Annotated in this window: 18 protein-coding genes and 3 tRNA genes; 11 read left to right on the top strand and 10 right to left on the bottom strand. The window is 54.4% G+C overall.

Annotated features, from left to right (window positions below; all coding sequences use genetic code 11):
- Window positions 1-219: 219 nt before the first annotated feature.
- Both opgB and PAGR_RS18445 read right to left on the bottom strand, forming a co-directional pair.
- Window positions 220-2,511 carry a phosphatidylglycerol--membrane-oligosaccharide glycerophosphotransferase gene (opgB, locus tag PAGR_RS18450; RefSeq protein ID WP_014606655.1) on the bottom strand — a complete coding sequence of 764 codons (2,292 nt, stop codon included), beginning with the start codon at window positions 2,509-2,511 and terminating at the stop codon, window positions 220-222.
- A 203-nt stretch (window positions 2,512-2,714) separates the two neighbouring features.
- Entirely contained in the window at window positions 2,715-3,728 is a 1,014-nt protein-coding gene (locus PAGR_RS18445; protein WP_013024498.1) for a glycosyltransferase family 32 protein, read from the bottom strand.
- 506 nt (window positions 3,729-4,234) lie between these two features.
- Between PAGR_RS18445 and PAGR_RS18440 the strand changes: the two genes are divergently transcribed.
- A complete protein-coding gene (locus PAGR_RS18440) occupies window positions 4,235-5,185 on the top strand; it encodes a YncE family protein (RefSeq protein ID WP_014595272.1) in 951 nt (316 codons plus the stop codon).
- Here PAGR_RS18440 and PAGR_RS18435 read toward each other — a convergent pair.
- Window positions 5,182-5,736: a histidine phosphatase family protein gene (locus PAGR_RS18435; RefSeq protein WP_014606654.1), complete on the bottom strand. Its 555-nt coding sequence runs from the start codon at window positions 5,734-5,736 to the stop codon at window positions 5,182-5,184. The genes PAGR_RS18440 and PAGR_RS18435 overlap by 4 nt on opposite strands.
- 585 nt (window positions 5,737-6,321) lie before the next feature.
- Between PAGR_RS18435 and PAGR_RS18430 the strand changes: the two genes are divergently transcribed.
- The 4 genes from PAGR_RS18430 (at window position 6,322) to PAGR_RS18415 (ending at window position 11,202) form a co-directional block, all read left to right on the top strand.
- Window positions 6,322-7,716 (top strand): MFS transporter, encoded by a 1,395-nt coding sequence (locus tag PAGR_RS18430; RefSeq protein WP_014606653.1) that lies wholly within the window; start codon window positions 6,322-6,324, stop codon window positions 7,714-7,716.
- A gap of 46 nt (window positions 7,717-7,762) precedes the next feature.
- Entirely contained in the window at window positions 7,763-8,818 is a 1,056-nt protein-coding gene (locus PAGR_RS18425) for a LacI family DNA-binding transcriptional regulator (protein WP_014595275.1), read from the top strand.
- A complete protein-coding gene (locus PAGR_RS18420) occupies window positions 8,799-9,785 on the top strand; it encodes a nucleoside hydrolase (RefSeq protein ID WP_013024503.1) in 987 nt (328 codons plus the stop codon). Before PAGR_RS18425 ends, PAGR_RS18420 begins: the two co-directional genes overlap by 20 nt.
- A gap of 196 nt (window positions 9,786-9,981) precedes the next feature.
- On the top strand, window positions 9,982-11,202 hold the full coding sequence (locus tag PAGR_RS18415) for an MFS transporter (protein WP_014606652.1): 1,221 nt from the start codon (window positions 9,982-9,984) through the stop codon (window positions 11,200-11,202).
- On the opposite strand, the gene PAGR_RS18410 is transcribed toward PAGR_RS18415, so the two are convergent.
- A complete protein-coding gene (locus tag PAGR_RS18410; RefSeq protein ID WP_014606651.1) occupies window positions 11,199-11,663 on the bottom strand; it encodes a YbaK/EbsC family protein in 465 nt (154 codons plus the stop codon). The two genes, PAGR_RS18415 and PAGR_RS18410, sit on opposite strands and share 4 nt — an antisense overlap.
- Before the next feature lie 212 nt (window positions 11,664-11,875).
- Entirely contained in the window at window positions 11,876-12,973 is a 1,098-nt protein-coding gene (locus PAGR_RS18405; RefSeq protein ID WP_014606650.1) for a GGDEF domain-containing protein, read from the bottom strand.
- Window positions 12,974-13,225: 252 nt separating this feature from the next.
- On the opposite strand from PAGR_RS18405, the gene PAGR_RS18400 reads away from it, so the two are divergent.
- Window positions 13,226-13,462: a DUF1435 family protein gene (locus PAGR_RS18400; RefSeq protein ID WP_014606649.1), complete on the top strand. Its 237-nt coding sequence runs from the start codon at window positions 13,226-13,228 to the stop codon at window positions 13,460-13,462.
- Window positions 13,463-13,535: 73 nt separating this feature from the next.
- Here the strand turns inward: PAGR_RS18400 and PAGR_RS18395 are convergent.
- The 4 genes from PAGR_RS18395 to rsmC all read right to left on the bottom strand — a co-directional run bounded on the left by PAGR_RS18395 (window position 13,536) and on the right by rsmC (window position 15,047).
- A tRNA-Leu gene (locus PAGR_RS18395) sits at window positions 13,536-13,622 on the bottom strand.
- Window positions 13,623-13,650: 28 nt separating this feature from the next.
- Window positions 13,651-13,737, bottom strand: a tRNA-Leu gene (locus PAGR_RS18390).
- Between the two features lie 30 nt (window positions 13,738-13,767).
- Window positions 13,768-13,854, bottom strand: a tRNA-Leu gene (locus PAGR_RS18385).
- A 161-nt stretch (window positions 13,855-14,015) separates the two neighbouring features.
- The gene (gene rsmC / locus PAGR_RS18380) at window positions 14,016-15,047 is read right to left on the bottom strand and encodes a 16S rRNA (guanine(1207)-N(2))-methyltransferase RsmC (protein ID WP_014606648.1); all 1,032 of its coding nucleotides are present in this window, start codon (window positions 15,045-15,047) and stop codon (window positions 14,016-14,018) included.
- 105 nt (window positions 15,048-15,152) lie between these two features.
- Here rsmC and PAGR_RS18375 point away from each other — a divergent pair, with 105 nt between their 5' ends.
- The 3 genes from PAGR_RS18375 to yjjG are packed head-to-tail and all read left to right on the top strand — an operon-like array spanning window position 15,153 to window position 16,675.
- The gene (locus PAGR_RS18375; RefSeq protein WP_013024509.1) at window positions 15,153-15,563 is read left to right on the top strand and encodes a DNA polymerase III subunit psi; all 411 of its coding nucleotides are present in this window, start codon (window positions 15,153-15,155) and stop codon (window positions 15,561-15,563) included.
- On the top strand, window positions 15,535-15,975 hold the full coding sequence (gene rimI, locus PAGR_RS18370) for a ribosomal protein S18-alanine N-acetyltransferase (protein ID WP_014606647.1): 441 nt from the start codon (window positions 15,535-15,537) through the stop codon (window positions 15,973-15,975). Before PAGR_RS18375 ends, rimI begins: the two co-directional genes overlap by 29 nt.
- A 19-nt stretch (window positions 15,976-15,994) precedes the next feature.
- Window positions 15,995-16,675 (top strand): pyrimidine 5'-nucleotidase, encoded by a 681-nt coding sequence (gene yjjG / locus PAGR_RS18365; RefSeq protein ID WP_014606646.1) that lies wholly within the window; start codon window positions 15,995-15,997, stop codon window positions 16,673-16,675.
- A 128-nt stretch (window positions 16,676-16,803) separates the two neighbouring features.
- On the opposite strand, the gene PAGR_RS18360 is transcribed toward yjjG, so the two are convergent.
- Entirely contained in the window at window positions 16,804-17,472 is a 669-nt protein-coding gene (locus PAGR_RS18360; RefSeq protein ID WP_014606645.1) for a YtjB family periplasmic protein, read from the bottom strand.
- Between the two features lie 107 nt (window positions 17,473-17,579).
- Between PAGR_RS18360 and serB the strand changes: the two genes are divergently transcribed.
- Window positions 17,580-18,557, top strand: a complete 978-nt coding sequence (serB, locus tag PAGR_RS18355) for a phosphoserine phosphatase (protein WP_014595282.1) — start codon at window positions 17,580-17,582, stop codon at window positions 18,555-18,557.
- 13 nt (window positions 18,558-18,570) lie between these two features.
- Window positions 18,571-19,953, top strand: coding sequence for a DNA repair protein RadA (gene radA / locus PAGR_RS18350; RefSeq protein ID WP_013024514.1), 1,383 nt, complete (start codon window positions 18,571-18,573; stop codon window positions 19,951-19,953).
- Window positions 19,954-20,027 lie beyond the last annotated feature (74 nt).

Genomic DNA, 20,027 nt, shown 5'->3' with positions numbered 1-20,027 from the left:
ATCACGTTATTTGAATATCATGTCAGGAGAGCCGGTCTGGTCACAGAAGATAAAAAACATATTGCGAAATAAATTCCATTATATCAATTAGTTAAACGCGTAGTTTTCATCTTTTTGCGGGGTGGGCCGCAAAAAAAAAGTTGTCAGTTAGCCTCTTTTACACAGCCCGCTTACCAGGCAGTGTAAAAGGTGGGGGCTAACCGTCATCGTGAATAAACATCAGGGAACGGGGACAACCTTTAACGTAATCAGACCGATGCCGAGTTTGCGTGGGTCCTGACCTGCGATGTTGTTAAGATTGCTGAGTTGCGGCTCTGGTGGGGTAAACGTTAACCGATGGCTTCCGCGGGTGTTATCAAAACGCAGCGTCTGGGTTGATGCTTCTTCTCCCAGCATCAGAGGCTGTTTTGTGTCGCCTACCTGCACCCTTGTGGGTCGGTGCGCATTGGGGCCATAGGCGCGAGCGGTAATCACCAGATCAAATCTGGCGGGCAAAGGGTTAACGAATTCTATGGTCACTTCCGGGGCAAGATTGGCGTTTGACCAGCGGCCCCAGTTTTCCGTACGGGAAAGGCCGCTGAACTGCTTCACGCTTGCGGGTGCGCCGGGAACCGCGAACAGAAAGCTGTCGGCATCATAACGAATCGCATTATCGTCGATGCGCAGCTGCGCCACGGCATGTTGATAGTTTGCATCGTTCTGGGGGCCTGCCGGGAACTGCACCTTTCCTTTCCACAGGGGGCTATCCATACGCATGACGGAGGGATGGCCCGCGAGCTGGCCCATTGCCAGGCACCAGTCGCTGGACAGGGCCAGCGCCGGTTGCCAGATACGGGCAATTTTAAAGCAGCGATCGACCCAGACAAACTTTTCCGCCGAGGTAAAGTCGGCCAGCTGATAACGTAAAGGCGCCGAATATTCCCCCTCAGGCAGTGGCTCTACATGCTTCTCCGTCACCCGCAGCAGAATGGGCAAGGCAAAGCTGGCCCCGGAAAAGCTGAGCGTATTTTTCGTCTGATCCAGCGTGATGCTGTCGATCTTTTTGGGAAAGTTCCACAGCTGAATGATATCGGCTTTCCAGCTCAACACTTTGGTTTTCATATCCTCAAACTGGCTCGACAACGACACTGCAGACAGGCTGCTACGTCCCAAACCTATCGCATTGTCGCCGCCCAGAATATCCAGTAACGTCGCGCCGTTATCCAGCGTACTGCGTTTCATATCTATCACTTCTGCCTGCGGTTGATCGCCACGGATCACCATAAACAGATCGTGACGAGGACGCTTGATCAGAAAGGGATGCGCCGTGTTGTTCATGGCCAGATGATCGGATGCCACCACAATCACGGTATTCTTAAACCAGGGAGAGGCCTTAATACGGGCAATCAGGCGTGCGATATGCTCCTGCGAGCAGGATACGGCGCTGAACGACTGATTTGGCTTGCCCGCATAGCTGTAACTTTTGCGCTGGCAACTTCGGGAAATAAACCCATCAGGATGATGCGTATCCACCGTGAGCGCAAACAGCGCAAAACGTTTCTGCTGGCGCGAAAGTGCCTCATAGGTTTCAAACACCTCGTCCAACACGGTATCGTCGTAATAACCCCAGTTGTTGCGGTAGGTGGGATCGCTAACCTTGTCTTTGAGTTCCTGTGAACCGTACAGGCGCGCAGGGTCAAAGCCGTGAGAACGTAAAAAGACATCTTTACCCGCAAAGCGCAGGTCAGCGCCCTGAATAAACCAGTTTTCATAACCGGAATTTTTTAAAATATCGCCCAGGCAAACGTTCTGTGGGTAAAAACTGGAAAGGGAGGCGGAAGCATTTCCGTCGAAAGGGGCAAAAAGCGGGATACCGCACATCGATGCGACCATACCGGCAATGGTGTAATCCGTGCCGGGAAGCTGCTCGGTCTGGGTGAAGTCGATGCTTTGCTCTTTTTCCCGGCTGAGTTCGGGAGCCAGCCCAGGGAAGGCAATCGGGTCGAAGTAGGTCCGCTCCAGGCTTTCAGCATAAATATACACCACGTTAAGTGCGGGCTGCGCAATGCGCTTTTTCGGGACTTTATAGACGGTGGCAAAGTCGGAGTTTTCGCGCAGTGAGTGCGAGGTAATGAGAGAACTCACTTGCTGAAAGGCTGGCGTTGTTTGTACCGCGCCGGCGGCACAGGCAAAAGCCACCAGGCTCCAGCCTGAATGAAAGGGCCGCTCACGGCGGCACAGCAGCCATGACAGGGCACAAAACAGTAAAAACAGCACGATGACCAGCCCAAGGGCGGGCACAACGTATTTACTCAGGCCCGCACCGGTGAGGCTGTTCGTTAGGGTATACACTACAGCGTCAGTAATGCCGTCGCCGGTAAAATAATTACTGGCGAACAGCGTGGCGTTGAGCAGCACGAACAGCATTAACAAGCACAAGGTGAGGGAAAACCAGATTCTGCTTCGGCCTGCTTTACAGGAATAAACAGCAATCGCGGTCAGAAAAAGTATCACTGACACGAATTCAGACAACGTCAAATCCTCTTATCGTATGAATATGTCTCTTATCAACAGGGGGACATTCCATGGATTTTTGACTCAATCTATAGTGGCTGTCATCAGGCTGCAACATCTCTGCGCAGATTTGGCTGCAGACTCACAGTACAGTCAATTCGACGTTAAACAGGGGCGAAGTGCCCGGCGATTTCTAATGAAACGGCCGGGCAGGGGGCGGATTACGCGCGTTGTTCCTGCGGCGCTGAAAGTCTGGCGGGAGAGGATGGGCTGTCGTGCATCGCTTCTCCGACCAGGCTGGCACGATTGTAAAAGCGTAACCGCAGGTTAAAATCGAGGTGCGCGCGCGCACTGTCACTGAGCCGGATGACCGGCGGCGGCGTGAGCGGACGCTGCTGAAACAGAACAGAGCGCACACAGGCATCGTTGCTGCCAGCATGCACCTGCTGATAATAGCCGACGCTGGCTTCCGCTTTACGTAACCTGGTATTAACCCGACGATGCTCATCCATAGCCAACTGATGTGCCAGCGCCGTGAGTTCGTCACCGGGGTTGCTGAGATTCTGTTGCACTGCAGGGAAATCACTGCGTTTCATTAACTCCAGCAGATAGTTTTGTCTCCCCACGTATTTTACCGGGGCCAGTTGTTTCAGCCATTCACGAATAAAGGGGTTTTGAGCAGGCGCCGCGATAAAGCCGGTTTCAATCATCGGTCTGAGTGGGTTAACCGTGTTTTGCTGACGATAATATCCCAGCACATCCATGGGGCGGTCGCTTTGGGCCTGATGGACCCAGGCAAGATCCTCGAACAGCAACGTGTTGCAGTCGATGCTGATGCCACCGTAGCGTAATAATAGCTCCAGCCGGATGATGTCGCTTTTTAGCTGCGGAGTCAGATCGGAAGAGACAAATTGCACATCCGGCAGCCACTGTCCCAGCGTCTGAGGGGTAAGCAGGTGGATCTCATGATCCGGATTATCACGGCAAATTTTACTGGCGTTAAGGGCAACGGAAGCAGGTAGCCGGTCGCCGGGCCAGTACAGCCAGACTTTTTTAGCAATGGCAGGCAGGGTCTTAGGTACGGATTCCAGCAGCACGTCCTGTTCCAGCGTAGGATCGTATTCAGGCGCGCTTACGGCCCGGTGTTGTTTAATCGTCCACAGCATGCGGCTGGTGAAAGCAAGTTTTTCCCATTGACGCCAGAGATGATGCAAGGAACGGCGGTGTGAATTCATGTTTCACCTGTTATTTTGATTATAGTGTTTATGCCAGTCGGCAAAATAAGGGCTTAAGCTGTCATCCCGTATATAAACCGCCATAAACGCAGACATGCTGCGCTGCGCAATTTTTATTGTATTTCCCCGGTGATGGTTCAATGGCGAGCCACGACAGTTTCTGTGCACAAGCGTGACGTGAGCGGCCGCGACTCATTTATTTAATAGAACACAATTCAACAATTCGCTATTCCTGATGGAAACTTTAGGATAAAACGGAAATAAGCCTTCGCCTGAAATAAAAATAAATATTTATTTACGCTAATGTTTTATTCCGCTATGGCAATATCTTTATATCGACAGAGGGGGCGTTTTTCTGTCATGAAACCGATAAACAGTGCGCGAGTATGAGCATCAGTGCGGAATCGAGATAAGTGAAATATTCAGCATGATTAATGAATTTACAGATGTGCGCAGCCTGACAGTCATTGTCTACGCTTTAGCTATACAGACGAAAAGGAGATGACATGCCGTTTGAATCTCGAGGATTACTGGCGATTGACAGGCAAACCAGACGGGCGCTGTTTCTCGATCCTGACACCTTTGACGTCAGCCAGGCCGTGGACGTTATCCCAACGCGACTGCACGAGCTTTTGATGCTCGCGCCCTGGGAAAAGGCTTTTCTCCCTCTGTACGGTGACGATATGCAAGGCGATGCGCCTCATCCTGGCCATAAAGTGGCGGTCATTGATTTACGACAGCGGGCGATTAATGACTATATCGATCTCTCACCGTCACAAGCGCCGCACAGCGGTCAGTTAGGGCGCGACGGCAAAGTGTATCTGTGCTGCGAAAATCCTACTGTCGTGGTGGTGATCGATCCCCTTACCCACCGCGTTGAAAAGACGATTCCCATTCCGCTTGATAATACCCATCGCCTGACGCTTTCGCCCAGCGGCCGCAAGCTCTTTACCGACAATGAGCAGGATGCCACCATTACCGTCGTCGACCTGTGCGAAGCGGAAGGGCGAGTCATTGATACCATCCTGATGCCCGGCCCGGTTTCAGGCCTTACTGCATCACCCAGGCATCCCTATCTCATCGCCAGCGCCGCCGATGTGCCGCTGCTCTATGTCGTCGATCGCCAGAGCCATCGAATCCGCCAGCGTCTGGCGCTTCCTGGCCATCAACAGCCCTGTCAGAAGGTTCGCTTTAGTCCGGATGGCGAGTATCTGATGGCGATCGGGCACCAGGAACCCATCGTCACGCTTTTTGATGAATTACTGAATCCTTTGGGGCATATAGCGCTGACTCACCAGCCGCTGGATGGCTGTTTCAGTCCGGACAAGAAACGGCTATTGATCACCCATGATGATAACCGGACGCTGAGCGTCATTGATCTGGTGCAGAAAACCGTTCTTGCGACAACCGAGGTGGGGGCTGGCTACGAAACGCTGAGCTACTTTCAAATTGGTTAAATAAAGGGGCGATGGTAGATGGCCGAACTCCAGTGGCGGCTGCTGGCGTGTTTTTCCGCCTGCCAGCCGCGCTTACGCAATTCACGGGCAATTATCTTGTTCATAATGCCGTGCCCCAGCAGCAAAACCGTACCCTGCTGCGACAGGGCGATCAGGCGATCGGCGGCACGCGAGGCGCGGGCGCGCGCATGCTGCAGCGACTCGGTCTCCCCGGCATAGCCACAAAACCACATGGCGCGCAGGATGGCCTGCCAGACAAAGGTGGGTAACTGAATGCGATCAGCCCGGAGCAAAGGAATACCGACTTCACTGAACAGCGCATCAACGTGATGGGGATGCAGTCCGAGGCGCTCCAGCGAAGAGTGGGCGCGGGGCAGAGGACTGCAGACCACAACCGCCGCTTTTCTGGCGATGCTGATGCTGCGATCGGGCGGGCCATCGCTCACCAGTGACAGATCATAGGCTTCACACCAGTCTGCCAGCCCCTGTGCGCTTAAACGTCCGGCAAAAGGGTGGTCAGGTTTACCATGTCGCATCAGGATAATGGTCATAATGATTTAACGGCGTTCTCCGGTTTATGCGCCAGTCAGGTATATCTGAGGATGCGGTATGTGGCAATCGCTTCCTGTGCTGTCATCAGGCAGTCACACCAATGTGCGACAACATCAGGCGATGAAAGGGTCAGACAGCCAGTTTGGCTTAATGTTAAAAGAAAAGTGCCTCTGGTTCCGGTGTATGCTGTTTTTTTGTGCGCCGGGTCGGGATTAACCGCCTGATTTTGCGCTTAAAATGGCATATTAATGAAGCTTGATAGTGAAGGAAATCTAACAAATTTTCTCAAAGGCTATTGATTTATCTACGCGCGTAGATACACTAGCTTCCAGTGATTGCTCACGGTGCTCGATGCACGGTAGGCCGATCGAGGATCAAGTTACATTCGCCAGATTAATACGACCGCTGAAATATACAGCGGCGAAGCTCGCGATACTGCGGATTCCAACACCAGGGAATCTTTAACTTTCCTTTCATCATGGTTAGCCAACTGAATGTCGCCACCGGGGCGTTCTGCTCGCAGTCAGGGAACCGTCTCTCGGAATGGCATTTATCGATCTGCATATTTTCAAGGGACAGCGTTTATGACGCCACAGCACTCCGTTACGCAGCAGGCAGCACAGCCTTCCACCTCCGCCGCTGATGAGCGGTTTACTACCCCAGCCGGCCGCAAAGATTTTTGGCGCGCGACGGTTTCATGCTGGTTAGGGACGGCAATGGAGTACGCGGATTTCGCACTCTATGGCCTCGCCGCCGGCATTATCTTCGGTGATGTTTTCTTTCCTGAACAAACCCCCGCCATGGCGCTGCTTGCCAGCTTTGCAACCTGGTCGGTTGGATTTGTTGCCCGCCCCATCGGCGCGTTATTTTTTGGCTGGCTGGGCGATCGAAAAGGTCGCAAAGTCGTCATGGTAACCACCATTATTCTGATGGGCGCATCCACAACCCTAATCGGCTTGATTCCCAGCTACGCCTCCATTGGCATCTGGGCGCCTGCCTGTCTGGTTCTGCTACGTTTCAGTCAGGGGTTTGGCGCAGGCGCTGAGCTTTCCGGCGGAACCGTGATGCTGGGAGAATATGCGCCGGTTAAGCGGCGTGGCCTGGTGTCTTCCGTTATCGCCCTCGGCTCTAACAGCGGCACGCTGCTGGCATCGCTTGTCTGGCTGCTGGTGGTGCAGATGGATAAACAAAGCCTGCTGGAATGGGGATGGCGTATTCCCTTCCTGAGCAGCGCCGTCATTGCCCTTGTGGCACTGTGGATCCGCCGCAACCTGCGGGAAACCCCGGTGTTCGAGCGCAAGAAAGCGCAACTGGAAGCGGAGCGGGCGAACCTTATCGCCACGCAGCATCAGACGGTTGATACGCGCCCCTTCTTTCAGCGTACCCGTGCTTTCTGGACCATGGTCGGCTTACGTATTGGCGAAAACGGTCCCTCTTATCTGGCGCAGGGTTTTATCGTCGGGTATGTCGCTAAGGTCCTGATGGTCGATAAATCCGTGCCGACCACGGCGGTCTTTATTGCCTCGCTGCTCGGCTTCCTGATTATTCCCCTGGCCGGCTGGCTGTCAGACCGCTTCGGTCGCCGGGTCGTTTATCGGATTTTTTGCCTGTTGCTGATGATTTATGCCTGGCCAGCCTTTACGCTGCTGGATACGCGCGAACCTGCGATTGTTATCCCGGTTATCGTGGTGGGCATGGCGCTGGCTTCTCTGGGCATCTTTGGCGTTCAGGCGGCCTGGGGCGTGGAACTGTTTGGCGTGAACCACCGTTATACTAAGATGGCCGTGGCCAAAGAGCTGGGCTCGATTATTTCAGGTGGCACTGCACCTTTGGTGGCGGCGGCGATGCTGTCGTACACCGGGCACTGGTGGTCCATTGCGATCTATTTCTCAGCGATGGCTTCCATTGGTTTCCTGACCACCTTTGTGGCACCGGAAACGCGCGGGCGCGATCTTAATCTGCCAGAGGACGCCATCTGAATACGATGAAGTTACATGGCAAGCGGCATTAGATGAGGAGGGCGAAGTGGCGAAACCGGTAAAAACGACGGTCACGCGCAACGACGTGGCAAAAGCCGCAGGGACCTCGGTTGCCGTGGTCAGTTACGTCATTAATAACGGACCACGCCCGGTCGCGGATGCCACCCGTCAGCGGGTGCTTGCCGCCATCGAGCAAACCGGCTATCGCCCGAATGCCGCCGCCCGCGCCCTGGCGTCAGGCCACACCAAAACCTTTGGGCTGGTGGTGCCGAATATCAGCAACCCCTTTGTCGCGTCGATGGCGCACATGCTGCTGCAGGAGTCGCTCAATCACGGGCATGTAATGCTGCTTGGTGATGCAGGCGACGATCGCAAACGGGAGCTGGAGCTGATTCAGGGGCTACTGAATCGTCAGGTCGACGGCCTGTTTTATAACAGCGTGGATCGCCATCCTTTCATTGATATCATCACAGCCAGCGGGACACCGCTGGTTATGCTTGATCGGGTTGAAGCGCAGCCCGGGGTCAGCATGTTACGGGTGGATGAGCGACAAGCCGCCTTTCAGGTGTGCGCACATTTGCTGAGCCATGGTTATCAGCAGGTCGGCATGATTAGCGGACCGCTGGATATGCTCAATGCCCAGGATCGTATTCAGGGCTGGCGTGACGCGATGCAGGCGCACAATGTACAGATTGATGAATCACTGATTTTCCCCACTACCTATACCCGTGAGGGCGGTTATCAGGCAACGCTACGCATGATAGCCAGCCAGAAGCTGCCCCGCGCGCTGTTTGCCAGTAACGAAGGCCAGGCCATTGGCTGTATCCGCGCCTTGAGTCAGCACGGCATTCGCGTGCCGAAAGATGTCGCGCTGGTCTGCTTTAATGGCACAGAACAGTCTGCCTATCACGTTCCGGCATTAACGACCGTGCGTCAGCCGGTAAAAGAGATGGCACGCTGCGCTATCCATATGTTGAAACAGTGGAATGGCGAGGCACGCATTGAATCGTTTCCACACCATCTTGAAATTGGTGAATCTTGTGGCTGTCGGCCATCACAGGCCAGAGTAAATAAACCAAATAATGAAAAGACTGATTATTGATTGTGATCCGGGGAATGGTATTGCAGGGGCGAACACGGATGACGGCCTTGCACTTTCTCTGGCATTAGCCTCACCAGGGCTGTCGTTAGAATTAATTACCACCGTAGCAGGGAATACGCCGAGTGATGTCGGTGCGCGGGTCGCCAAAGATTTGGTGACACGGCTGGGCTGTGCCGTGCCTGTCGTGCAGGGTGCCCGTCAGGCATTGTGTGAAGATCCCGGCCCCTGGCGCGCTGTGCTGGACAAGCGGGTTGAACAGCTCAATCTGCTGTCACTCTGGCAGGGCGTTCCTCAGCCTGCCATGTTAGAGGCCGATGCAACGGATGCCGCGCAGGCGATGGGGCAACTCATCTGCGATAACCCCGGCGAAATCACGCTGATTGCGATTGGCCCACTCACCAATGTGGCGCTGGCCATGCAGCGTTTTCCGGACATGGCAGAATCGGTGGCAGAGATAGTGATTATGGGCGGCGTTTTTGCGCTGGATGATTACATCAAAGACACCAATTTCGGCATCGATCCGGAAGCTGCTCATCAGGTATTACACAGCGGCGCCGCCATTACGCTGGTCCCCATGGATGTCACCACGCAAACGCTGCTGACTCAGGACGATCTGACGCGCATGACCTGTCGCGAACATCCGCTGACGCGCTTTGTGCATGACACCTTGCAGCCCTGGATCGACTACTCAATGCAAACCCGTCAACTGGCCGGATGCTGGATCCATGATGCGCTGGTCGTCGCCTGGCTGCTTAATCAGCGCGTGGCATGGGGAACGGACTACCGTGTTGATATTGAGCTTCGTCCGGGCGCGACGCGCGGTAAAACCTGGCGCTATCGGCAGCCACTGCGTCTGGACGTGGGTATTCCGCCTGACGCCGGCGCGCTGGTGCATGTGTTGCACAGTGTGGATAACGCGCTCCTGCTGTCAATCATTGAGCAGGCCTTTAACCACCTCCCCGAGTAAAACCCAGGCGATTCGTCGCCTGGATTCTCTGCCGTCAGACACGCTTTCTTACAGCCTGATCCACTGCCTGACAATTGCGCGGTACGCTCTCCTCTAGAACATGATGTATACATTTGATTAACAATTACATCACTCTCCGACAGCGGCCAGGAACGTTATGGGCGATGCGCCAGAGTGTCTCACAGAGGAGACGTGTATGCTTGACTGGACATCGACCCAGCGCAACGTGGCTTTCGCCTGTTTTGCCAGTTGGACGTTGGACGCATTCGATTTTTTTATTCTGGTGTTTGTACTGAGTAACCTTGCTCAGTACTTCCACAATTCTGTCACCGATGTGTCCGTCGCCATCATGCTAACGCTGGCGGTGCGCCCGATTGGCGCGCTACTGTTTGGGCGGATGGCGGAGAAATATGGCCGTAAGCCGATCTTAATGCTGAACATTGTCTTTTTCTCCGTGTTCGAACTGCTGTCTGCCTGGTCACCGACCTTCGCTGCATTTCTGGCTTTCCGCATTTTCTATGGTATAGCCATGGGCGGCATTTGGGGCGTGGCCTCTTCGCTGGCAATGGAAACCATTCCCGATCGCTCCCGCGGTCTGATGTCGGGACTTTTCCAGGCCGGCTATCCGTGCGGTTACCTGCTCGCGTCCATCGTCTTTGGTTTATTTTTTGATGCGGTGGGCTGGCGCGGCATGTTCCTCATCGGGGCTGTTCCGATTCTGCTGTTACCCTTTATCTATTTCAACGTCCCTGAATCGCCCGTGTGGCTGGCGGCACGTGAGCGCAAAGAGAGCAGCGCACTGATGCCGATACTGCGCCAGCACTGGAAAATCTGCATCTACATGGTGCTGTTAATGGCCTGCTTTAACTTCTTTAGTCATGGTACGCAGGATCTTTACCCGACCTTCCTGAAAGTGCAGCACCAGTTTGATGCCCACACCGTGAGTATTATTGCCATCAGCTATAACATTGCCGCTATGCTGGGTGGCATCTTCTTCGGCACGCTGTCTGAACGTATTGGCCGCAAGAAAGCCATTATTATCGCCGCATTGCTGACGCTGCCGGTGCTGCCGCTGTGGGCCTTTTCCAGCGGTTCATGGGCTATTGGTCTTGGTGCCTTTTTGATGCAGTTTATGGTGCAGGGCGCATGGGGCGTGATACCGACTTACCTGAACGAACTGGTGCCGGGGAATGCAAGAGCGGTATTGCCCGGCTTTGTTTATCAGTTAGGTAATCTCATTGCGTCCGTCAACGCGACGCTGCAGTCACGTATTGCTGAAGCGCACGGTGGCAACTACGGGCTCGGTATGGCCATCGTAGCGGGAACCGTGGCCGTATTGATTTGTGTTTTTGTCGCCTTTGGCCGCGAAACGCGCGGAATTAAAATTTCCGGCGCGATGGCAAAGCAGACACATTAACGCGTTTCACAGACGTCTACCCATTTTGCCGCAGTAAGTTCAGCCATCTGCTGCGGCGAAATGCGTACGGCACTGTGAACCGCGCCCGCGGCGGGCAACACTTCATCAAAGCTTTTTAACGAGATATCACAATATACCGTGACCGGATTTTCCAGGCCAAAAGGGCAAACCCCGCCAACCGGATGCCCGGTCCAGTTGATCACTTCGTCCACGCTTAACATCCGCGCTTTGGCACCCAGGACGGCTTTGAGTTTGCGGTTGTCTAGCCGCGCATCGCCACGGGTCACCACCAGGATCACCTCATTCTTGACCTTGAGGGAAAGGGTTTTGGCGATTTGTCCCGGCGCCACACCGTGAACGCGAGCCGCCATTTCTACCGTTGCCGTACTGTAAGGCATCTCAATGATGTCGATTTCCGGCGCACGCTCGGCAAAAAACTGGCGTACAGACTCCAGGCTCATTTTTCTCTCCATGCTAATTGAAGGCGTAAAAATTGCCACAAGCCCGCAGCGGTGTAAACGAGAGAGAGAAAGAATAGGTAACAGAATGCATAGCGGCGAGAGGGCTGGGGAAGGGCGGAGGCAAAACGAGAGGGCGCTAAGGGGCTGGCACGGTTTTATCTCTTCCTGTTTTCACTAAGTGCCGCCGGATAACATGGCTATCCGGCACGCACTTATATGACGTCACTCGTCGCGGGGCTGGGAACACCGGGCAGATCTTCCCAGGCCAGAATCGTATTTCGCCCCCGATTTTTTGCGACGTATAATGCGCGATCAGCATTGGCAACGGCCTGATCAAATTCATTGTCGTAAATCGGCGCAATACCTGCACTAATGGTGACATGCGTCGAAACGCGCTCATTAAACAAATGGGGAATTTCCAGATTCACCACATATTGGCGAATTCTTTCCGCCAGCTTCATAGCGATTGATGCATTGACGTTGGTCATTAATACTAAAAACTCTTCTCCGCCGTAACGTGTTACCACATCGCGTGAGCGTACCGCATCGCGAATGGCAACCGAAACGCGTGCCAGCGCCTGATCACCCATCGCATGACCATAATTATCGTTGTAAGCCTTAAAGTGATCGATATCTAACAGCAACACATAATGACTGCCGACATGATTATCCAGAATGTTATCAAGGCGATTTTTCAGTCCGCGTCGGTTATATAAGCCTGTTAAGGGATCGAGCATACTGAGGTCGCTGAATGACTCTTTTTCTTCATACAATTGATACATTAAGCGCAGCGTAAAGTCTTCCGAACGGCGTCGCATCAGATGTTGCAATGAAAAGCCAATCAAGGGTAAGGCAATCGTCAATAAAATCAACGGCAGATGTTGCCCGTGATCCAGCATGAGCACTGTTAACATGGAAGGGGTAATGTGCAGGCAAAACGCGACCAAATAATCGCTCAGTGCAATGGCGCTGATAAAAAAAACGCACAGCAGACTGACAATCAAAAAAACACCATCGTCAATTAAAACAGAATGATAGCGATACTGAATATGCCATGCCCATAACGCGCCCAGGATGAGCGCGACGGGATTTAACAGCGGTAATTTTAGTTTAGTTTTTATTAAACACGTGCTCAGCATGGTCAGGCTAAAGAACGCCACCATCATCACCGGCACGGTGATTTGTGTTTCATTATTTTCGGCCAAAGGGAGCAGACAAAATAGCGAAACGGATGCGTTTAAAAACAAAAAGAGCATCAACGAGAGGCGGTATTTGCTGTGTTTCAATTCATCATAAGATTCTATTTTCATTATTCATACTCGTGACGGCCCTGAAATAACAAAGCAAAAACCGGCGCAGGATTTCAGCCGGTCGACAGGCATTATATTGCTGTTATAAAAAGTGTAATCGGTTGCAATTTAACATTTTCTTGTTTAGCTGTCATCTTCCCGCCCGCCTGTAAAAAAACAAGCTGAAAGTTGAGAATTATTATCATATGCTAATGGGAATGGTTATCATATCGGATTGACTAAAACGGCTCACAGGTGGTCAGGGGGAAGGCAATGCGCGGTATCAAACTGGATAGTGCATGGGGAAGTATGCTGGCATGTGCGGCAATACCGGTAATAACAGCATGGCAGCCTACCTTTGAGCAGTGGCGCATCGTGATGTTAATCGCGTTATTGCTCACCCTGCTTATGTTGTTTAATCAGCGCATGCGGCACTATGTATTGCTGCCTTCCTGTCTCGCGCTGGCAGGCGGCATTGCGGCAACAGGCTTCAAATTCAGCGGGCTGTAGTCTGTCCGGGGAGTGAAACGGGTAAGGCAAGGGAAAGGAAAATGCAGGGATAATAGAGTGGGAATGACAACGTTGGTGCGAAGAGAGGGACTTGAACCCTCACGTCCGTTAAGACACTAACACCTGAAGCTAGCGCGTCTACCAATTCCGCCACCTTCGCATCGAGTTGTCTTTTCATATCACCGCAATGGTGCGAAGAGAGGGACTTGAACCCTCACGTCCGTTAAGACACTAACACCTGAAGCTAGCGCGTCTACCAATTCCGCCACCTTCGCGCAGTGCTCGCGATATGAAATATGTGATTTTGGTGCGAAGAGAGGGACTTGAACCCTCACGTCCGTTAGGACACTAACACCTGAAGCTAGCGCGTCTACCAATTCCGCCACCTTCGCATACCCGCAATACGTTACCGTATTACAACCACGGAGGCGCATTTTAGAGATTTTACTCAGTGCGTCAACACATATTTCGCCAGACGGAAACGATCGCTGCAAAAAGCGACGTTTTCAGCCTGGCGACGCGCTAAAACGGCGAAAAAGGCAGAGAAAATGTATTAACGGGCTTTGGCTCCGCGACCGTAAACCGCACGATAAACTTTAAAGCGGCCGGTTTGCGCCAGCACTTCGTGATTGCCAAAGGCTTCGTCCAGCACCTGGGGATAAGGCAGGAAGGCGTTCGCGACAATGCGCAGCTCTCCACCGCTGTTCAGGTGCTTAACGGCACCCCGGATTAGCGTTTGGGCGGCATCCAGGCTGGTCTGCGTGCCTTCATGGAACGGCGGGTTAGAGATAATCATGTCAAAGCGCCCGGTCACGTCGGAAAAGACGTTACTGGCAAAGACTTCGCCTTCCAGGCCGTTAGCGGCCAGCGTGGCTTTACTGGCCTCGATGGCGGCGGCATGTACGTCACACAGCCACAGGCGCACTTTAGGTGAATGCGCCGGTAACGACGCGGCGATCACGCCTGCGCCGCAGCCGATATCCAACACTTTCCCTTTGGTGTGCGGCGTGAACGTGGATAGCAGTAATGCGCTGCCCGCATCCAGACCGTCGCGGCTGAATACGCCGGGTAACGTATGAATGGTCAGATCATCCAGCTGGTAGCTGTTACCAAAGGCCGATGCATCAAAGGCTGGCTGCTTCTCCAGACGACCATGATAAAGACCACAGCGGCGTGCACTGTCGATTTTTTCCAGGGTCACCCACTGCTCCAGCATCCCTTCCGCACTGCGCACGCCGCTGCGGTTTTCGCCTACCACAAAGACATCGCAGCCAACCGGCAGCAGAGACAGCAGATTTTGTAACTGGAATTGCACTTCCGGTTTGTTCTTGGTCCAGAAGTAAACCAGCGTATCGCAGCCCTGAACATCCTCTGCCTGAGCGACCAGTCCATAACGCGCCTGTTCCCCCATACGGCGGCTCAGGTTTTGCCAGTGATGATATTGCTGAGTGTGCACGCGTGAAGAGGCGGTCTCAAGCTGTGCGGGCAGGTCATCCTGCAGATCGCCAGCAAATAAAACGTGGCGGGCGGTAAATTCATCACTGTGGCGCAGAATGACTTCGCTGGCCGGGGTAAAAGCAGACATGTAGGGCTCCTGTAAGATCTGAGCGGAGATTATAGTGGTTTGTTGGCGCATGTTCGATGGGTTTGCTAGCATAGCGTCGCATTCAGCGAGCAAAGCAGGTATATCATGACGTCCAGGCGCGACTGGCTTTTACAGCAAATGGGGATTACGCAGTATCAACTGCGCCGCCCGCGCGTGCTCCAGGGCGAGATCGCCGTACGGCTTTTGCCGGATACGCAGCTGATTATTGTGGCGGAGAATCCGCCAGGTTTGCAGGAACCCATCCTGCGTGATGTCCTGCACACGCTCAGTCTCAAACCGACGCAGGTGATGACTGTGACGCCTGACCAGCTGCAAATGCTGCCGGAAACGCTCAACTGCGCGGGCTGGCTATTGGGCGTTGAGAGCGAACAAACCTTTAATGGCGTTGCTTTAACCAGCGCTTCTTTTAATGAACTGCTTAGCAGCGGTGCCGCCCGGCGCGCGCTCTGGCAACAGATGTGTGAACATGACAGCCATTTCTTTCCTCACGCCTGACGCGATTCCCGAGGCCTTTGCTATTGAATGTCGCAGCCATGCATTCCCCTGGCGCGAAGAGACCTTTAACAGCAATCAGGGCGAACGTTTTCTGAATCTGCGGTTGGATGTCGATAACCAGATGGCCGCCTTCGCGATCACCCAGGTGGTTCTGGATGAAGCGTCGCTGTTTAATATTGCTGTCGACCCGGCTTATCAACGGCGCGGCCTTGGCCGGGCGCTGCTGCAGCATTTAATCGATCAACTGATTGCGCGCGATGTCATGACATTGTGGCTGGAGGTGCGTGCGTCAAATGCACCCGCCATCGCGCTGTACGAACAGCTGGATTTCAACCAGGTCAGCCGCCGTCCCCACTATTATCCCACCGCCAGCGGCCGTGAAGATGCACTGATCATGGCGCTCACGCTGTAGCCGTTTCTGAGGAGTTTTGATGTTAGATAACTGGGATTGCATCCTGTTTGATGCGGATGACACGCTGTTTCACTTTGACTCGTTTGCCGGCCTGCAACGTCTGTTTGCCGGATACGATGTGCAGTTCACCGACCAGGATTTTGCGGATTACCAGGCGGTCAACAAGCCACTCTGGGTGGAGTATCAAAATGGCCAGCTGTCTGCACTGGAGCTCCAGACCCGCCGTTTTGTCGGCTGGGGGCAGAAACTCAGCGTGGCACCGGCGATCCTTAACGATGGCTTTTTGTCAGCCATGGCGGAAATTTGTCTGCCGCTCGAGGGTGCAGTCAGCCTGATGACGCTGCTGCACGGCCGCGTCAAAATGGGCATCATCACCAACGGCTTTACCGCGCTGCAGCAGCGTCGTCTGGAGCGTACCGGCTTTCTCGAGTACTTCTCTGCACTGGTGGTGTCAGAAGAAGTGGGCGTGCCTAAACCTGACGCCAGGATTTTTGACTATGCGCTCGAACAGATGGGACATCCGCAACGCGATCGCGTGTTGATGGTTGGCGATACGCCAGAATCAGACATCCTCGGCGGCATGAATGCGGGCGTTAAAACCTGCTGGATCGACCACGGCTCGCGCCCGCTGCCCGAATCGATCAAACCGGACTGGCGGGTGAATACGTTATCCGAGCTGGAAGCGCTGCTAAAAGGCTGATCCTGGCGCGTCACGCGGATCTGGAAAGGAAAAGGCCCTTAAGACGGGCCTTTTTTCATCGAGTGAGTTGGTGAGGCATGAGAGCAATGTCTGGCAGGCGGTAAAGTAAACCGCGCCGGGCCGTCGCGTCAGACCGAGGGGTTTGCGGTATCGTCCTTTTTCTCGTCCTCATCATCATCCTCTTCCACAGGCGTACTGGCCGTGAGCAGGAACGGAGACTGCTGCCAGCGCGTGCGGCGGTCACGCAGTAACGTACGGCTGAGGATGATGCCAATCGCCAGCGCCAGCAGCATCATCAGGCGCAGAATATTCGTGGTGTTATCCACCTGACGCGATTCGGTGACCAGCACGTGCGTATCCAGCGTCACCCGCAGAAACCCTGCGGGGCCGTTGCCGCCGGTGAGCGGTTGAACGATTTGGTGATTGAAGTAGCTTCCCGCGCGTTTGCCATCCAGCGCCAGCCGATCGCGCACGTTAATATTTTCGCCGCTGTGCGCCACCAGGCTGCCATCGCCTGCATAGACGGACGCATCCAGAATACGGCTGTTTTCGGTCATCTGATTAATAATGGCTTCAATCTGACTGCGGTTGTCTTCGCTGTTATCCATCAGGGGCTTAAGACTGAACGCCACCTGGCGGGTCAGCGTTTGAGCCAGCTCTTCTGCCTGTTCAGAACGCGCCATCTGATGGCCAAGGCTAAACCAGGATGCGCCTTGCATAAGCACCACTAACAGCGCCAGCGAAATCAAAACGATCACCGTGCGATGTAAGCGAAATTTCAGTGCGGTTTTAGCCATTAATTATCCGAATCACGTTACGACAGAAAGCCTGGATATTATGTTGCCAGAAGCAGCGCAGACAAGGTAGCCTCTTGCGTGGTTTTGTTGTTCCTACAGGAGCCCTGATGTCAAATCATCTTACCTGGTGCGATCTGCCTGCTGATGTCTCTCTCTGGCCGGGGTTGCCCCTTTCACTCAGCGGTGACGAAGTCATGCCGCTGGACTACCGTGCGGGTCGAACCGGCTGGTTACTCTATGGTCGCGGCCTGGATAAACAGCGTTTGACCGATTATCAGCACCAGCTTGGCGCCGCGATGGTGATCGTCAGTGCCTGGAACGTAGACGACTACCAGGTGATTCGTCTGGCAGGTTCCCTGACGCCGTTTGCCAGCAAACTGGCGCACGATCTGGCGCTGGATGTGGCACCGCTCGGGAAAATCCCGCATCTGAAAACGCCGGGCCTGCTGGTCATGGACATGGACTCCACCGCGATCCAAATCGAATGTATCGACGAGATAGCCAGACTGGCGGGCTGCGGCGAGCAGGTGGCAGAGGTCACCGAGCGGGCGATGCGCGGCGAGCTGGATTTTACCGCCAGCCTGCGCCAGCGCGTGGGCAAGCTGAAAGATGCCGACGCCAATATTCTTAAACAGGTGCGCGATGAGCTACCGTTAATGCCAGGCTTAACCACGCTGACCAAAAAATTGCAGGCGCTGGGCTGGCAAGTGGCTATCGCCTCTGGCGGCTTTACCTATTTTGCGGAGTTCCTGCGCGACAAGCTGCATCTGTCGGCCATCGCGGCTAACGAACTGGAAATCCGCGACGGTAAACTCACGGGTGAAGTGCTGGGCCAGATTGTGGATGCCCAGTACAAAGCCGAGACGTTAAAAAAACTGGCGAAGCGGTTCGGGATTGCGCCAGAACAAACCGTCGCCGTGGGTGACGGGGCGAATGATTTGCCGATGATCAAAGCCTCGGCGCTGGGCATTGCTTACCACGCCAAACCGAAGGTCAATGAGCAAACGGCCGTCACCATTCGCCATGCCGATTTAATGGGCGTGTTTTGCATCCTGACCGGAAGCCTGATTCACGAAGAGCGTTAACTGAGGAGTTGTTTTGGCCAAAGCGGCAAAACGCGCATTTGTTTGTAACGAGTGTGGCGCAGATTATCCGCGCTGGCAGGGGCAATGCAGCGCCTGTCACGCCTGGAACACCATTACCGAGGTACGGATTGCCGCCTCACCCGCTGCAGCGCGCAATGAGCGCCTCAGCGGTTATGCGGGCAGTGCCGGGACCAGTCGGGTGCAAAAGCTGTCCGAAATCAGCCTGGAAGCCTTGCCCCGTTTCTCGACCAGCTTTAAAGAATTTGACCGTGTGCTGGGCGGTGGCGTGGTGCCCGGCAGTGCCATTCTGATTGGTGGTAATCCCGGGGCCGGTAAATCCACTTTGTTGCTGCAGGTCATGTGCCGCTTAGCGCAGAACATGAAAACGCTGTATGTCACCGGCGAAGAATCTTTACAGCAGGTGGCAATGCGTGCCCATCGGCTGGGTTTGCCGACTGAAAACCTGAACATGCTGTCGGAAACCAGCATCGAACAGATCTGCCTGATCGCCGAGCAGGAAGCGCCGCAAATCATGGTCATCGACTCCATCCAGGTGATGCACATGGCCGATATCCAGTCTTCACCCGGCAGCGTCGCCCAGGTGCGCGAAACCGCCGCTTATCTGACGCGCTTTGCCAAAACCCGCGGCGTGGCGATTATCATGGTGGGCCATGTCACCAAAGACGGATCGCTGGCCGGGCCGAAGGTCCTTGAGCACTGCATCGACTGTTCGGTGCTGCTGGATGGCGATGCCGATTCGCGCTTCCGCACCTTGCGCAGCCATAAAAACCGTTTTGGTGCCGTGAATGAACTGGGGGTTTTTGCCATGACGGAGCAGGGCATGCGTGAGGTGAGCAATCCTTCCGCCATTTTCCTGTCGCGTGGTGAAGAGATTACGTCGGGCAGTTCGGTCATGGTGCTGTGGGAAGGAACCCGGCCATTGCTGGTCGAGATTCAGGCGCTGGTGGACCATTCGATGATGGGGAATCCCCGTCGTGTTGCCGTCGGGCTTGAACAAAACCGCCTGGCGATTCTGCTGGCGGTACTGCATCGTCACGGTGGATTGCAAATGGCGGATCAGGATGTGTTCGTCAACGTCGTGGGCGGCGTGAAAGTCACAGAAACCAGCGCCGACCTGGCGCTGATGCTGTCAATGGTTTCCAGCCTGCGCGATCGCCCCTTGCCGCAGGATCTGGTTATCTTTGGCGAAGTCGGGCTGGCCGGCGAAATTCGCCCGGTGCCCAGCGGCCAGGAACGGATTTCAGAAGCGGCTAAACATGGCTTCAAACGGGCGATTGTGCCTGCCGGTAACGCGCCGAAAAAGCCGATTGAGGGCATGCGCGTCTACAGCGCGAAAAAGTTGGCGGATGCGCTGGCGATTCTCGATGATCTTTAAGCTTTCCCCAATGCCCTTTTGCCGTTGTGCAAAAGGGCCGGTGAGGGACAACTGTCCTCACGTCGTTGATCATT

The organism is Pantoea ananatis PA13 (genome assembly GCF_000233595.1).
GTDB lineage: Bacteria > Pseudomonadota > Gammaproteobacteria > Enterobacterales > Enterobacteriaceae > Pantoea > Pantoea ananatis.
This window is presented reverse-complemented; position numbering and strand designations above follow the sequence as displayed.